Consider the following 15105-nt stretch of genomic DNA (forward strand, 5'->3'; position numbering starts at 1 on the left):
CCAAATGTCATAAACTTTAGTTATATAAGAATTTGGTACTCGATACGTTCCCGACGGTCGGACCTGCCGTTTCGTCGTTGAGCTACGTCTGTGCCATCACTGGTCGTTCGACCGCCGCTCGCGGACAACGCTCAGCCACGGCAGTTCGTACTGTTCTCCCGATTTCGTCCGGAGCGTGACAGGCGCCCCGTAGGTGACGTCGAGATGCTTCTCGACGGGCAGCGACTCCCGGTCCCCGGGATTGATGACTAACCCATCGCGGAACGTGAACTCCTCTCCTCGGTCGTCAACGAGGATAGCTCCCGAGAGATCCCAGGGGTCGTCGCTGGTATTCTGCAAGACGAGGTCCTTGCGGTTCCGACGGTCCTCGACTTCGACGACGACGACGTCCTGCCACGGTTCTGATTCCGGTTCAGGCTTTTCGACTGGCTCTGGGTCCACTTCCGGATCGGGGTCGGACTCTAGCCTCTCAGGATCGTTCGCCGGCTTTCCGCGGATGCGACGGTACAGCCGACGTCCAGCGACGAGAATAACCAGCGAGAGCAGCACCGTCAGAAAGAACCTGCTGACGAAACCCAGAAAGAGGAAGTTGTTGACGAATCCTCGGACGAGGAAGAAGAGGACAAGAAACGCGAAGAAAGTGAACACACCCTTGACGATGAGCATCACTAGCTCGGTCAGGTCACGCTGTAGCGAGGCGGCGAACCCACCGCCAGCTCGGCGCTTCTCGGGTCGCTCGCCGTCGTCCGATCGGTCACTGCGGCTCATTGCTCTCTGATATCTCTGGCTGACACGTTTCTTATTCCTCTGTTCGGGAAAACGCCGCACGAAACCCCGGTGGGGCCGGCGTTCGTCCGATACCATGTGGATACGTGTCATGCCGTCATAAACATTTGTACCGGTATCGGCGCCGGAGTCAGCCTATCGGTAGACGGCGAGTTTAATGAGAAGCCAGGATGCCGTCTCGCTCACCCGGTCCTGCGCGAGTACGACTCGGAGGATATCCCGGTCAGTCTCCTCCTTGTCGCGCTCCTCGCTCCAGACTTCGTCAAGTCGATCGACGGCCCGCCGGTAGCGTTCGAGGCTCTCCTCGGTCGCTTCGTCGCGGATTTCGCTCCGCAATTCGGTAGCCAGCTCCACGAGTTCGCCGACGAGTTCGAAGTACTTCTCGGGGCCGACGAACGGGTCGTCCTCAATCCGTTCGCGGAGCGTCTTAGCGATGTCGTGAGCGGCCTCGCTCTCGAACTCCTCGGTGACCGCCTCGAACGCCTGTACGGCCTCTTCGAGCGACCGATCTATCACGTAGCCTTCGAGCGTCGATATCGTGGCCTCGTCGTGTTCGACGCGGTCACGAAGCTCCGAAACCGCCGTCTCGAGGTCGGCGACGCGCTCGCGGAGTTCCGTCGGCACGCCCGTCTCGCCGCCACCGCCGGTCACGCGGTGGGGGTTGTCGTGGTCGAAGACGTGGCGGACCAGTGCGCCGTAGAGCATGTCGTTCGAGTACACTAACGGTCGGCGCTCCGCTCCGGTCGCCCGCCACGCCCCCTCGGACCGTTCGAACGCGCCGAGGAAAACGGCCGATTCGTCGGGAAACGGCAGGTCGGCGGTCGCCGCACGGTAGCCGCGGGCCAGTTCGCCCAGTCGGGTGTCTGTCGGGGCGAGCGTCTCGCCGGTGTCGAGGGAGATATCGACATCGAGCGTCGGTACCGGTTTGGAGACCCCCTGAGTCTCCGTCGCGCCGTCCGAGTAGTACCGACAGACGATCTCGGGTGACTCCACGATCCGGTTGAACTCACAGCCCTCGGTGACGGCGCTCCCGAGGTCCGGCGTCGGAACTCGCTCGGTCTCGGTCTCTCGGTATCGGAGGTAGACGTGAACCACGGTGTCGTCGTTATCAGGTGCGGTGAACTCCTGACGGACGGTGTTTTCGACGACGAGTAATCGACCCGCGGCGTCGATGGCGACACCCGGCTGGACCGTCACTTCGAGTTCGGTCTCTTGGCCGTCGCGGTCGCGACGCTCGTGAATCTCGTTCGTCTCGAGTCCGTCGACGATGCCCACGCCCGCGACGTGTCGGGCGAGCGTATCGAACCGGACGCGATGGAACTCCTGCTCGTCGTGCATGTCGCGCGGCGTCATCAGCTTCCCGTAGAAGAAGCGGTTCCGTTCGAGCGACGGCAGGTCGCCACGGCTCGCCGTGCGCTCTCGTTCGGCATTAGCACTCATGGGCTTACACGAGCTACGACCTCTCAGCGTATCAAGATAACTCTCATCGCCCCACACCGGGATAGTCCAAGACTGTGGAGTCAACGCCGAGGAGCGAGCGGTCAAGGACGAACTCCCGGGTTGCGAGCGAGGTGTTGAGCCCGAGGTAGGAGTGCCCGCCCAACCGTATCCACGGCGTCAGTCGTACGACCCGGCCGACGGCGTGAATCGGCGTTTCCGCCCGGACGAGTCGGTCGAGGGCGGTCACCTCCTCGTCGGTGACGTCCGGTCCCACCAGCACCACGAATCCGACGGGCGAGTTCACGAGGCGTCCGTACGGCTCGCGGGCGGCCGGTCGTTCGATAGGATCGAGGTCCGCGTGTTCCCAGAGCGCGAGCACTCTCGACAGTTCCGCCGCGACGGCCGCAGGCGCCAAGGGACCGTCATCCCGTCCGTCGTCGGTCCCCCCGTCCTCGTTACCGCCGCTTTCGCCACCTCCGTTTTCGGCGCTTCCGTCGTTCTCGCCCGCCTCCCGCACACCGGTGATCGACCCGTCGACCGCCGCGTTCGCGTCAAGGTAGAGTCGGAGCGTCTCCAGTAGACCGCTCGGCGTCCCCCGCGTCTTAGAGAGCCACGGGGCGTTGACCACGAACGCCCGTCGGACGCGCTCGGGCCACGTCTCGTCAGTCTTGACGCCGACCCACCGGCCGAGCCACGAGAGCGACTCCGCCGGGACGCCCTCCCGGTCGAGGTAGCGCGTCAAGGTATCGACGTTCGCCTCGACGCTCTCGAAGTCGCTCTCGGGAATCGCGAGGAAGCGTTCGAGGAACACCGCGCTCTCCTCGTCGGTACGGTACACCGTCGGGAGGTATCGGAGGTACGACTCTCGCGGGAAGGAGGCGCGGAGTTCGCGGACGCGCGGTGAGACGTACTCGCTCCCGACGAGTTCGAGTTCGATCCACAGGTAACGGCCCGCGGCTTCGAGGAGCGCGTCGGTCGGGTTTGGAGCGGGCGTGGCCCTCCACGGCACCGCTCGCTCGGCGACGGCGTCGAGCCACCCCTGCGCCCGCGTTCGGAGCCCACTCGCCTGCTCGGGAGACGGAGCCGCGAACGACGCGAGTTCCGCGGCATCGTACGCAGCGAGTTGTGAGGTCCAGACGACTCCCGCGTCCCGAAGCCGGCGAGCGTACGTCGGGCCGATACCCGGGACGGCTTCGACGAACGTCTCGCGGACCGAGGCGTCGTCGGTAGCGCCGTATCGGAGCCGGACCTGTGAACTCGACTCGCGGGTGCCGGAGCCGACGACTCCCTCGTCGACGTCGAGGGTCACCCGGTGCCACCGCATGCCCGCCACGCCCGAGTCCAAGCGGGTCACGAGGCGTGCCTCGAACCGTCCGGTCGACTCGTCGCGTCGGTTCCGCGCCCCCGCCTCGACCGCGACTACGTCGTCGGTGTCGCCGTCGACGACGTAGTAGACGCCGCGCCGCTCCGACGCCGAACGACCGGTGAGGAGCCTCATCGGCCGGATGTCGAGTGAGTCGGCGAGCACCTCCTGATCGCTATCGTCGGTCAGGCGGTAACGGCGCACGCCGCCTCGGGCCGACGCGTCGACGACGCCCACGACGCCAAACCGATCGGAGACGACGGAGACGCAGGTGGCTTCGAGCGTGCCCGCCTCGTCGTCAACAGTCACGTCTGATCGGGGGTCGACCGACTCCCCACCGTCGCTCCCCCGGATGACGTCGAACAATCGAACACGCCACGTCCCGTTCGACCCGGGGTCGTCCGGTCCGTTCGGATCGGCCGAGTCACCCGACACGTCCGGGTCGCCGGCGTCTACGGCGTCCAGGACGGCGAGCGTTCCGTCGCCGCCGAACGCGAGATCGCGCGGCGCAGTCAGTCCCTCGATGACTCGCTCAGGGGCAGTTCGACCGGACGGGTCGACTCGAACGACGGCACCCGAACCGGGTTCGGCGCCGCGGTCGAGCAGGTAGAGCATCTGGTTCGACGCGACGAGGGCGACGGCGGCAGCAGGAATGACACCTTCGACGACGCGAGCAACGAGCGTGCGCCGAGATGCGGCGAAGAGGCGTCCCTCTGATCTGTCTGTGTCGTCGAGTCCACCGGTTGCGACGTAGAGCGTCCCCTCGTGGACGCACAACGCCCGGGGGGAGGCGAATCCGTCGGCGACGCCGTCGCCGTCGAAGTCGTCGTAGCGTCGGACGTCGCCGATGCCGGGGTCGTACCGTGTGACCGTCCCGTCCCCTGTCAGGACGTACAGTCTCCCGCACCGGTCGAGTGCGACGTCCGCCGTCGCGTCATCTCCGGAAGCGTGGATGACCGTTTTGGGACCGAACGTCCGCCGGATGACCACGCCCTCCTCGACCAGTGCGTTCGTGTGCTTCCACTCGTCCCACTCGCTCGAGGTAGCGGCGCCGACGAATCCGGCCGTCATCGGGGATTCACTCCCGTCGTCTCAGAGCGGAAGCGCACCGAGACGTCGTGTGCCAGCGGGCGGACCAGCGCCGACTCGTCGACCAGCACGTTCCCCTCTCCGTCGACGCCCGCGTGGCCCGCCGCCCGGACGGAGATACCGATGACCCAGTCGACGCCCGATACCTCCTTGACCACGCCGTACAGCTCGGATTTGTACACCGGACGACCGAACGGCCATCCCTGGCCCTCGAACCCCGTTAACGGGTCGAGGAAGGCGTCGAGCGCCGCTACTATCGCTCGCGTGCGGCCCTCAATTGAGTAGCCCGGAACGATTCGCGCTTCGACGGTGACGCCGACGCCGACGTATTTAGGGGCGGCCACTTCGACGCGGTCGGTAAGGAGTCGATGCCTCCGGAGGTGCCGATCAACCGCCGCGAGCAGACCGACACTCGGCACCGGTTCGACGGACTTCGGGAGCGTGCTGTGCGGCATCACCGTGACCCGCGTCACGTCGGCCCCGTCGGGACCGGCGCCGGCGAGGACGTGCGTCGCCGCGCGAGCCACCCGGACGCCGGGTGTGTGTTCGGCGAGGTATCGGTAGTCGTCGGCGGTGACTGCCCGGGAAGGCATCTCGATGTCTGCCTGGAGTCGGTCGACGGCCGCCGCGACGGACTCAGCGTCCCGACCCCCCGTCGCGGGACCGAGCGGACCCAACAGCGCCCGTCCACGCCACGGAGTGTCGTCGTTCTCGCCCGCGCCGGTTTCGCCTGTCTCGACCTCAGCGGTGCCGGATCCATCGGCGTCGAACGCCCACGCGGTCGTTCGCGGGACGTTCCCCGCAGCACCGCCCCCGTGGTGCGAGATTCCGGCGACGACTTGGCATCCGACCGGCGGAACCGCTCCGCGGACGTTCGTTCCGAAACGTACCTCGCCGCGGGCGCGATCAAGCACGTAGTGCCTGTCGTCCGGGGCGGATGCGTCGAAGTCTCCGACCTCGGTCCACCGCTCGCGCCGTTCGGTGTCTCCCCGTTCGGCGACGAGGTCGATGGTCGCGTCGAGGACCGGCGGATCCGGCAGCACGTACGTCTGATGGGGAAGCGCGGTCGTCTCAACTGTCCCGTCGGGTTGGTGGAGGACGGTCTCCCGCCGCGTCGCGTCGTGGCGGGCCTCGACGATGTTCACCGCCACGCGGTCGATGCGCGGCGGAATCTCGTAGCCGGGGATCGAGACCCGACACCGGATGGCAACAAACCGTTGATCGGAGACGCCCGTCGGCGCCCAATCGGCCGGCGACCATCCAGCGGGTCGGGCCAGCGTGACCCGGCCGCTCTCGTAGAAGCGCGCGGTTCCGTCGCGGACGACGTCCAGCGGTAGCCACGATGCGCCGTCGTCGGTCTCCGCGTGGTACTCCCAGTCGAGTTCTACTGACGGTTCGAAGACGACTTCGCCGACCTCGTGCGTCGAGACCGGCGGGAGGTCCGTCTCGTCGAGAGAGATCGAGAGATCAAGGCGGGGTGCGACCGCGAACGGGTCGGACGTGAAGCCGAGAGCGAGGCTGCTTCCGCGCTCGGCCGTCGGACCGAACGCGAGGAAGTGGACGCCGTCCGAGCGGTTCGCCGCGAGATTGTTCGCCGTTCTGCCGGAGTGGTCGGTCTGGACTGCGCCGAGGTCAGCGACGATTAGCGTGACCGGAGTCGTCGTCTCGAAGACGAGCGGCTCGTCGGAACCATCGTCCGCGAGGAGACGCTCACCAGACGGAATCTCGACGCCGTCGAGGGTGTCGGGTAACGGACCGCCGTCGGTACTGCGGACGCGGAGTTCGACCGACGCCGGCACCGGCGGGTCCGGTCTGACGCCGAGCAACCACAGGTACTTCAGCACGTGGCGTTCGGTCACGCGGTCGAGCCGGTAGCGCGCCGCTTCGGCCACCCACACGAGCGTCTCCAGTAACGTGATGCCGGGGTCGTGGGCGTTGTGGTCGGTCCACTCCTCCGCGTGGACGGCGATTCGCTTCCGCGCGTCTGTCAGGATGTCGACGTAGCCGCGGTCGTCTAGCTCAGGGACGTCGACGCCCATCAGCGGCCTCCGGTGGCCGTGACATCGTGGGTGCCGCCGAACGCGAGCACGTCAGCCGCTACCGTAGGAAGCGGTTCGCCCTCCGTCACCGTCACGTCGCGTTCGCTGCCGCGGTACGTCACCGACAGCCGTTCCACGTGATCCACGCCCTCGATGCGTTCGAGCATTGCGTACACCTCCGACAGCGAGGGGAGTTCGCCGAACCACCAACCGGTCCCGCCCGGGCCGCCAGTGAGCGGGTTGAGGAATGCGCCGATGTGTTCGGTGGCTAACTGTTCGAGCGTCGTGACGCTCGTGATATCGGTGCCGACGACTGTCGTCTCGACGGAGACCGTGACGAAGTTCGGCCCGCGGACGAGCAAGCGTTCCCGACCCGGAACGACCAGTGACGCGGGGACGTGTTCTCGGAGTGTCTCGTGGACCACCCGACGGAGTTCGCGGGACGGCGAGGGTAGCCCTTCGCGCGCGTCAGGGACCACCACCAGCGTGACCCACCCGGGCGTCGGGTCGCCCGACGGGCCGAGATCCGGGAGGCACTTCGCCCGCGCCACTCGCGGCACTGCGGCCTTTGCGATGCGTTCGAGGTCCGCGGCCGCGACGGCCCGTCCGCGATCCCGGATCGCTCCTGGTACCCGGTCGAGTACCGCGGCGGTCGACTCTCCGTCCGCTCCGCCGTCGGCGCCGATGGGGTTAACGACGGCCTCGATCAGCGGCACGCCGCTGGTGAGACCGGTCACCGCCCCCGGAGGGACGTTCCCGGCGATGCCGCCGCCGGTTAGGTACGTCGCTCGGACGTTCTCCCGCCCCCGCGGAGGGATACGACCGGACACGCCGTCACCGAACCGGACCTCGCCTGCCACGGCGTCGAGGGTGTAGTGGCGATCGGTCGAGTCTGAGGCGAGAAACGCCGAGACGCGCGTCCATCGGACCCAGAACGCCCGGAGACGGCCGTCGGCGTCAGCAACTGACTCGACGTCCTCGGGACAAGACGCTGCGAGGTCGGCTCGCTCGCCCGTCGAGAGCGTGGCCGATTCGTCCACCCAGATCGTCTCTTCGAAAACGGGGGAGATACCGGCCGCAAAGGACTGGTTCACTGACCCGTCGCTCGACCCCAGCACCTCCGCCTCGACGGTCCGGACGTCGCGCGCCCATCCCGTGTTTGAGTGGATACCCTCGAGAGTCGGGGGTGTCGTCGTCCGACCGGCGGTCCGGTCGCCGGCGACCAACCGCTCGCCCGTCTGGTCGGGGGTGACGAACCCCTCCGCCGATGCCCCATCGTCGTTCGCTCGACGGGGGTGTCGGCGGAGGAGCGGTTCGTCCGTGACGGCGAACGCGTCGTCCGTCACCCGCGCGCGGAGCCAGTGCAGTTCGCTCCCGAAGCGCATGGTCGGGACGGTCGGCGCCTCGAACGTCAGCGAGGTCGTCTCGCGTTCCGTCAGGCCGGCCGTCTGGTCGGTCGACGATACGGGCACCCATCTATCGTGCTCCGGGCTCGCACACCGCTCCCAGCGAAGTCTCGGGCGGAACTCGGCGGGGTACTCACGCGCCTCAATGTCGAACAGGATGCTGAGCGGTCCGTCAGTCAACGGGGCGTCGAAGCCGAGATAGAGCGTCTGGTCGACGTCCGGCAGGCCGGAGAACGGTTGTATCGGTCCGTCGCCTCCGGCCAGGTCGGCGCTGTACTCGAAGCCGTTGTAGGTGAGGACGTGTGCGGCTGGGGCGCGCGTATTGTAGCTGAGTCGTAGGTCGCCGTATCGGGGTGACGCGCCCGTCGTCTCCGTCTCGACCGTCCCGTTCGACTGCGCGTACGTCGTCCGGAGATATCGACCGTCGACGAGGCGGGCGCGAATCCAACGCCCCTCGCGGCCGACGACGCTCGTCGGCGCGAGGTCGGTCGGAACGGTGAACCCGACCGTCCCTTCGGTGGTCAGCGCCTCGGTCCCGTCGGTCACGTCCGGGAGTTCTGCCCACCCGACGCCGTCCCAGTACTCCCACGAGAGCGTCGGCGCTCCGCCCTCGACGCCCCGGTCGGCCGTGTCGTCGCCGTCGGCGTACGTGAACCCGAGAGTGACGCGCTCGCCGCGCTTGGTGAATGCCTCGTCGGAGGCCACGTAGAACGCGTCCTGCAGATTCGGCGTCGGACCGAGCGGTCGGAACGACGATCCCTCCTCGACGGAGAGCGGTACGACGCCGTAGAGGAGTCGATCGGGGCGGACGCCGCCGGTGAACACCGTTCCACGCGTCAGGACACGGAACGACGGCTCCGAGACCGACACCGAGAACAGGCCCTCGAATGGCGTTCCCGGGGGGAGCCGTCCCCTGACCCACTGGCTTTCGACACCGGCGACCGCAACCGGGGTCGGTTCGCCACGCACGGTGAAATCGAGCGTCACCGTCGACGGACTGTCCCGAACTGCCGAGCGCGTGTCGGGGTAGTCCAGCGACCGGAACGCATCCGTCGCCGCGGCGCGGTCGTCGTCAGTCGCGTCGATTGGGAGAAGCGCGTCGAGGACGGCCCGCTCCGTTCGTTGATTCCGGTCGGTCGCCCACTCGCGGAGCGCCGCGGCCACGGCGGTGACGCTGGCGGCCTCCGCGTCGTCGGTCGCGGTCCGGACGACGTACTCGGGGCGTCGCTCGGCGACGAGGTCGGCGAGACGACGCGCGACCGCCCGGAGCGAGTACCGACACGCACGCGCACTCGTCTGGAGTTCAAGTGGGTGCCAACCCTCCCGCTCTGTTCCCTCGGCGTCCGTCTCAACGCCGTGGTACTCCCACGTAAGGCAGTCGCGGAACAGCGCCGGGGACCACCGCGTCGTGAACAGCACCCGGAGGGACGACCCCGGCGCGAGCGTCAGCAGGTCGTCGTCGCCGAGGTAGAGATCGTGTCGTTGTCGGTTCTCACCCGTGAACGGGGAGAACGAGTGGTGGGATTCCTCCTCGGAACCGAGGGCCGACGTGTGGTCGTAGACGGCGTCGACGCGCGGCGCGACGCTGAAGACGCGTCGGAGTCGCGCGGGCGTCGCCTCGAAGGCGGCATCCGCCTCCACCTCGAACGTTCGCTCGACGCCATCGAGGCCGGTTGCGAGGACGCGCGTCCGCGGCGGAATCGGGACGTTCGCGGTCGCAGTCGGCGTGACGGCGACGGAGACGGCGAGACGTGACGGTGATGGCGGCGCGCGCTCGAACCCCAACGCGTCCGCGAAGGCGGCGCGGTGCTTCTCCAGTAGTCTGTCGGCGCGTTCGGCCACGTCGCCGACGAGTTCCGCGTGGAGGCGGAGCAGGGCGGTACCGAACTCCCCTTCGGCACTCTCCCACTCCGGGACGTACTGCGGCGCCCGCGTGAACGCCGCTTCGAGGAACTCGTCCCGGTCGCGTCCGTCGAGTATCGGGTCTGATGACACGCCTTCTCACCCCTCGACGTAGAACGGGTAGACCAGGTTTCGGCGCGCGTTGCTGCTCCGGATTCGGTAGTCGATGGAGACGAGGAGGCGGCCGGCGTCCAAGTCGGCCGCGGACGTCTCAACCCGTTCGACCTCGATCCGCGGCTCCCAGCGGGCGAGCGCCTTCTCAACGCTCGCGGATATCAGCGTGCGCGTCGTCGTGTCGACGACGGCGAAGGCGTAGTTATGGATGTCGCAGCCGAACTCCGGTCGCATCACGCGCTCGCCTTTTGCGGTGCCGAGGAGTATCCTGATCGACTGTTCGACGTCCGCTTCGCCCGTCGCGGTGGCGACCGCACTCCGGTCGTCCGTCCGCACGGGGAAGCTCCATCCCGTCCCGAGAAACGTTTTTGTCATTGTCTTGTCGTGGTTTGTTTGCTGTAGTTGTTCGCACGTCGCTCAACGATCCTCGCGGCGCCGGACTAGCCGATGAGGACCGTCGGATAGCCGAGGGCGATGGAGTTCGGCGGTCCCGTCTCCGTAATAAGGTCACCCTGTCGGGCGGCCGGAAGGCCGTTGACGAACACGGTCGCGCTCCCCATCGCCACGGGGCCACCGACGTGCGGGACGGTCCCGGTGATGAGCGGGCAGACGTGGACGTCCGCCCCCACACGCCACGCCGGCAGTCCGCCGATGAACACGTTCGGACTGCCAACGCCGGTGAGCGGCGTTCCGTGCGCCGTCTGGTCGGTCACGCGTGCTGCGGGTGGCACGTCAGCGCACCTCCGCGGTAGTCACGCGAGTCAATTTATCATCACCATCGCCCCCTTGAGTGTGAGGATGCCACCAGCCTCGACCGTGACGTTGCCGTCGCCGGAGAATTCAAGCATCGGTGCGCTCACCCGCAGCGTCGCGGCGGCGGACACCTCGACGGCGCCCGAAACGGCGTCGAGGACGACGCGGTTCGAGCCGGTCTTGTCCGTTATCGTGATCGACTCGCCTCCGGGCGTGTCGTCCAACGTCACGGCGTGCCCGCCGGTCGTCGTCAGTTCGACTGTTGCGGCCCCCTCGGCGTCGTCAAGGACGAGACGGTGCCCGCCGCCGGTCGTCAGTTCTACCCGCGATTTCCCCTCGGCGTCATCGAAGACGAGTTCGTGGCCGCTCCGAGAGCGGACAACCCGCACGTCGTTCGTCTCGCTCGCGTTGTCCTCCGGCGGTTTGTCCCGTCCGTTCCAGAGCGCACCCAGCACGTACGGGTAGTGGATGTCGCCGTCCTCGAAGGCGACGAGCACCTCGTCGTCGACTTCGGGGAGGAAGTACGTCCCCCGATCCGGCCCGGCCATCGGGACGGCGAGTCGCGCCCAGTAGCTCTCGTCGTCGGCGTCCCGCCACGGGTACGTCACCTTGACGCGTCCGAGACTCTCGGGGTCGACGTTGTCGGTGACAATGGCGGCGGCCACGCCGCGGACGACAGATCGTTCCTCCCCCTCGCCGCCGAACAGGTCTCTCGGGGTCATGCGGATCGCTCCGTCACCTCGAACGCGGTGGTATATCCCGAATTAGACACGCTATGTGTAGCACTTTGAATATAATAAACGTTTGTGAACATATCTATGTTTTTGAGTTCGATCGTCTCGCCCGCCCGGATCTCTGGGATTCCGACCGACTCGCCGCTCCCACGGACCGTCCGATTCCGAAGGCTGTTGAGCGCCGCCGCGGCCTCACGGTCGGCCTCTTCCTTCGATGCCACCGGTAGTCGAAGAACGCGGACGGCGTCGCCGCCTGCGGGGTTCTCCGCGGTGCCGACGATTTCGCGTTTATTCGCCGGGTCCCAGTGTCGGACGTGCACGGTCCCGACCTCGCCCCGGTCGGCGAACTCGGGCATGAACGCGGCGAGCGATTGCCCGTAAGCCAGCGTGACGCTTGGATCGGCATCGTACGGCGGCGATCGGAACGCGAGCGCGCCGTTTCGGGAAAACAGCTCGAACCCGTTGCGTTCGGCGAGTCGCACGAGGAATCGGTAGTCGCTCTCGCGTTCTTGGAACCGCTTTCGGTGGACCACGCCTGTCGGGTCGACGGTGACCTCCGTGAACTCGTACGCCGAGACGACGTCCTCAACGACGTCGCTGTCGGTCGTCTCGTCCCACGACCGGGACTTCGTCTCGTGCGTCATCGCGAACGACCGGTCGTAGCCGTTCACCTCGACCGCCGGCGGCCCGTCCGTCGCGAACTCCGGCCGGACAGAGCTGATCCGACCGTCGAACAGCGTCTTCAGACGGTCACCGTAACCGATGGCGACGACGAGGGTATTTCCGACAGCGATATCGTCCCAATTCATCCCTTCAAGCGCCCCCCGTTCGGGGTCGAACGGCGCGTCGAGAAGCAGCGAACACCGGTCAGCGCCATCAACCACCGTGTCGATTTCGAGCGCCGTGACCGTGCCTTCGGCCTCCGTGTACGTCTGTTCGGCGATCCGCACCTCGAACCGTGGCGCGTAGAAGCCGTCGTATCTTTCTTCGAGTTCGGCGTACTTCATCTACCCGCTCCGCGGCGGAATGACGAGTTCTGTCCCGATTTGGAGGGTCTTCGGGTCGTCGATGTCGTTGGCGTCCGCGATGCGTCGCCATTCGGTCGGGTCGCCGTACTCCTCGCCGGAGATGGCCCAGAGGGTGTCGCCCTGCACAACAGTCCGTGTCCGGGTCTGGTCGGTCGTCTCTGCTGCACCGCCCGTCTGCTCCTCGCGGCCCATCTGGAGTCCGGTGAAACTGACGCTGACGTTCGCGCGGACTGGCGTCCCGTCCGGTCGGAACATGGTGAACGACTTGTCCGCGCTCATGAGGTGGCCGACGAACCCGAACGTCCCCCAGACGAACCGACATCTCGGCGGCGCGTGTCGGTCGTCAGCCTTCGTCAAGAGCGCGTCGAGCTTGTCCGTGTACTCGGTTCGTACGTCGGTGCCAGCCTCGTACGTGTCGAACAACAGCGTCATCGAGAGCGTCTCCGGCCGTCCGCCGGCGAACTGCGGATCCGCGTTCGTCCGCCCCGCTGTGTTCTGCTGCTCGTAGTTGACGTCCGTCACCAGCTTGTACTCCGCGGGGTTGAACGTCACCGTGACGGTCCTGTCGTCGTCGACCCGTCCGCTCCGGTCCAGCACCTCGATTCGCGCCTTCGTGAGTTCCGAACTCGTCGGACGATCGTTCGCCATCAGTCAGAGCCCCCGCCGTTCGCGTTCGATGCGCAGCTTGCGTTCCAGTTGACCGTACAATCGGTCGACGAGTCGATTCACCTCGTATCTGTCTATCGAATCGAGCGGCGACGGAGCGGACGCGGAGGACGAAGGTCGGGCCGGAGGAGAACTCGGCCTTGACATCGCTTTGTTCGACGGTTGAGCGGTCGGCACCGTTGGGGTCCGCCCCTCCGACGTGTGGTCCGAGGTACCGAACGTCGGTTCGTCGATTGCGGGCGAGTCGGCGCCGGACGGCGGGGCAAACCGGTCGCTCGACCGGCGATAGGTGAGCGAACTGCCGCGACTTGAGAACGGTACGGCGGGTACGGTCGAGGAGGCGACGGCCAACGGTGGGTCGTCCTCATCCGCCTCGGTCGACGTCCGCGAACCGAATCGGCCATGAGTGATTTCCTCGCCTCTGCGTTCGGGACGGTCACTCCGTCCGGGCGCGTCGACTCGGGTCGACGACGACCGCGCATCGGGTCGGCGGGCGCGCCCGGTCGAGAGACTCACTCGGGACCGCGTCGCGAGCGAACGTCGGGCTTCACTCGCCCGCCGAAGCGTCGACCACCGGCCCGTAGTCTGCCGGACGCGCGCGACGAGCCTCGCTCGTTCCGCGTCCAACGGATGGTCGTCCGACCGCTCCACGTTCGACTGTTCCCCGAAACGGTCGCCGTCCTCGTCCGCCGGTGGTCGGCGCGTCTCGTAGGGAACGGCTGACGTCCCCTCCTCGCGCCCGGTGGCACCGTCGAGAGGGTCGGTGCGACGAACCGGAGTCGACCGGCCGACGAGGCGCGAAGGCGAGTCGACCGCCGGCGTCGTCGACGAGCGAAGGACGCCGCAGGACCGCGCGGCGCCACGGACGGCGACGTCGGTCGACGATCCGCGGAGCGTTCCCGCGAGGTGGTCGGGACGGAGGACGGGGACCGTACCGCGTCGACCGTCGCGGCCGGTCGGAGCGTGCGACCGAGTGCGTTCGATTGATAGGCGGGACCGCGCGACGGGCGACGGGAAGCCGGCGATGGGAGTTCGAACCGGGGACCGAACCGGCATCGCCGACCGGGAAGCGAGGCCGGTCGGAGGGAGTGTACGGAAGGCGCCCCGTTGAGGTCCTTCGACGGTCTCCCTCCCGGTCCCCGTCTCTTGGACCGAGAGCGAGGACTGCGCTCGGGACTCTCCGAACGCGTCCGGCGAGGCCCTCCCCGGGAGGGGCGGGACGAGGAACGCAGGAGAACGAACGATCAGTGAAGGCGAGAGCGCCGACTCGGATCGGGAGTCGTTCCGACCGGCGTTGGATGGACTCCGAGCGCGTCCGACGGTGTTGGTCGTCGCGGGCGAACGCACCGCGCTCTCGGTTCCAACGCCGACCGGGAGAGGAACGAAGTTCGTTACGTGAGTCGAGATCGGGAACGGACTCGGTGATAACGCCCGCGGAGTCACGGCGTGCCGGACGTGAACGGCCTCGGGCCGAGCGGCGTCGTTAGCGAGTTGCCCCCGGCCATCGCGTCTTCCGGGAACGCTCGACAATTTCCCTCGTTCGACCCCGAGTCGCGCGGTCGACTCGCGGTGAACGGTCTTTCGCGAGACGACTTCGCGGCGAACCGTCTCGTAGGATGCGAGGACAAGGTAGGAGAGGTCGAGCGCGGCGAGCGGATTCGGCGCGGATCCGGGGGTGCCAACGAGACGGGGTAGAACGCCCGAGAACGGGGAGTGGACGGAGAGGATGCCCGTCCGTCTCGGAAGGGGCGTGCCGTTCGCTCGGGTCGGCGCGGGCGGCGTCGA

10 protein-coding genes are annotated in these 15105 nt (G+C 67.5%); all 10 read right to left on the minus strand.

Translation table 11 applies throughout. From position 1 onward, the window contains the following. Positions 1–96: 96 nt before the first annotated feature. Entirely contained in the window at positions 97–864 is a 768-nt protein-coding gene (locus tag NDI76_RS20535) for a lamin tail domain-containing protein (protein WP_310926038.1), read from the minus strand. A 57-nt stretch (positions 865–921) separates the two neighbouring features. Next, entirely contained in the window at positions 922–2226 is a 1305-nt protein-coding gene (gene cis13, locus NDI76_RS20540; RefSeq protein ID WP_310926039.1) for a CIS13 family contractile injection system protein, read from the minus strand. A gap of 43 nt (positions 2227–2269) precedes the next feature. Further along, a complete protein-coding gene (locus NDI76_RS20545) occupies positions 2270–4660 on the minus strand; it encodes a phage tail protein (RefSeq protein WP_310926040.1) in 2391 nt (796 codons plus the stop codon). Then, a complete protein-coding gene (locus NDI76_RS20550; RefSeq protein ID WP_310926041.1) occupies positions 4657–6717 on the minus strand; it encodes a putative baseplate assembly protein in 2061 nt (686 codons plus the stop codon). Before NDI76_RS20550 ends, NDI76_RS20545 begins: the two co-directional genes overlap by 4 nt. After that, on the minus strand, positions 6717–10118 hold the full coding sequence (locus NDI76_RS20555) for a baseplate J/gp47 family protein (RefSeq protein ID WP_310926042.1): 3402 nt from the start codon (positions 10116–10118) through the stop codon (positions 6717–6719). Before NDI76_RS20555 ends, NDI76_RS20550 begins: the two co-directional genes overlap by 1 nt. A gap of 6 nt (positions 10119–10124) precedes the next feature. Beyond that, positions 10125–10514: a GPW/gp25 family protein gene (locus NDI76_RS20560; RefSeq protein WP_310926043.1), complete on the minus strand. Its 390-nt coding sequence runs from the start codon at positions 10512–10514 to the stop codon at positions 10125–10127. A gap of 65 nt (positions 10515–10579) precedes the next feature. Further along, positions 10580–10870 (minus strand): PAAR domain-containing protein, encoded by a 291-nt coding sequence (locus NDI76_RS20565; protein ID WP_310926044.1) that lies wholly within the window; start codon positions 10868–10870, stop codon positions 10580–10582. A 30-nt stretch (positions 10871–10900) separates the two neighbouring features. Continuing rightward, positions 10901–11614 (minus strand): phage baseplate assembly protein V, encoded by a 714-nt coding sequence (locus NDI76_RS20570; protein WP_310926045.1) that lies wholly within the window; start codon positions 11612–11614, stop codon positions 10901–10903. Next, a complete protein-coding gene (locus NDI76_RS20575; RefSeq protein WP_310926046.1) occupies positions 11611–12633 on the minus strand; it encodes a phage late control D family protein in 1023 nt (340 codons plus the stop codon). Before NDI76_RS20575 ends, NDI76_RS20570 begins: the two co-directional genes overlap by 4 nt. Continuing rightward, entirely contained in the window at positions 12634–13302 is a 669-nt protein-coding gene (locus tag NDI76_RS20580; RefSeq protein WP_310926047.1) for a CIS tube protein, read from the minus strand. It lies immediately after the preceding gene. Positions 13303–15105: the final 1803 nt, after the last annotated feature.

Source organism: Halogeometricum sp. S1BR25-6 (assembly GCF_031624495.1).
In the GTDB taxonomy this organism is placed as follows: domain Archaea; phylum Halobacteriota; class Halobacteria; order Halobacteriales; family Haloferacaceae; genus Halogeometricum; species Halogeometricum salsisoli.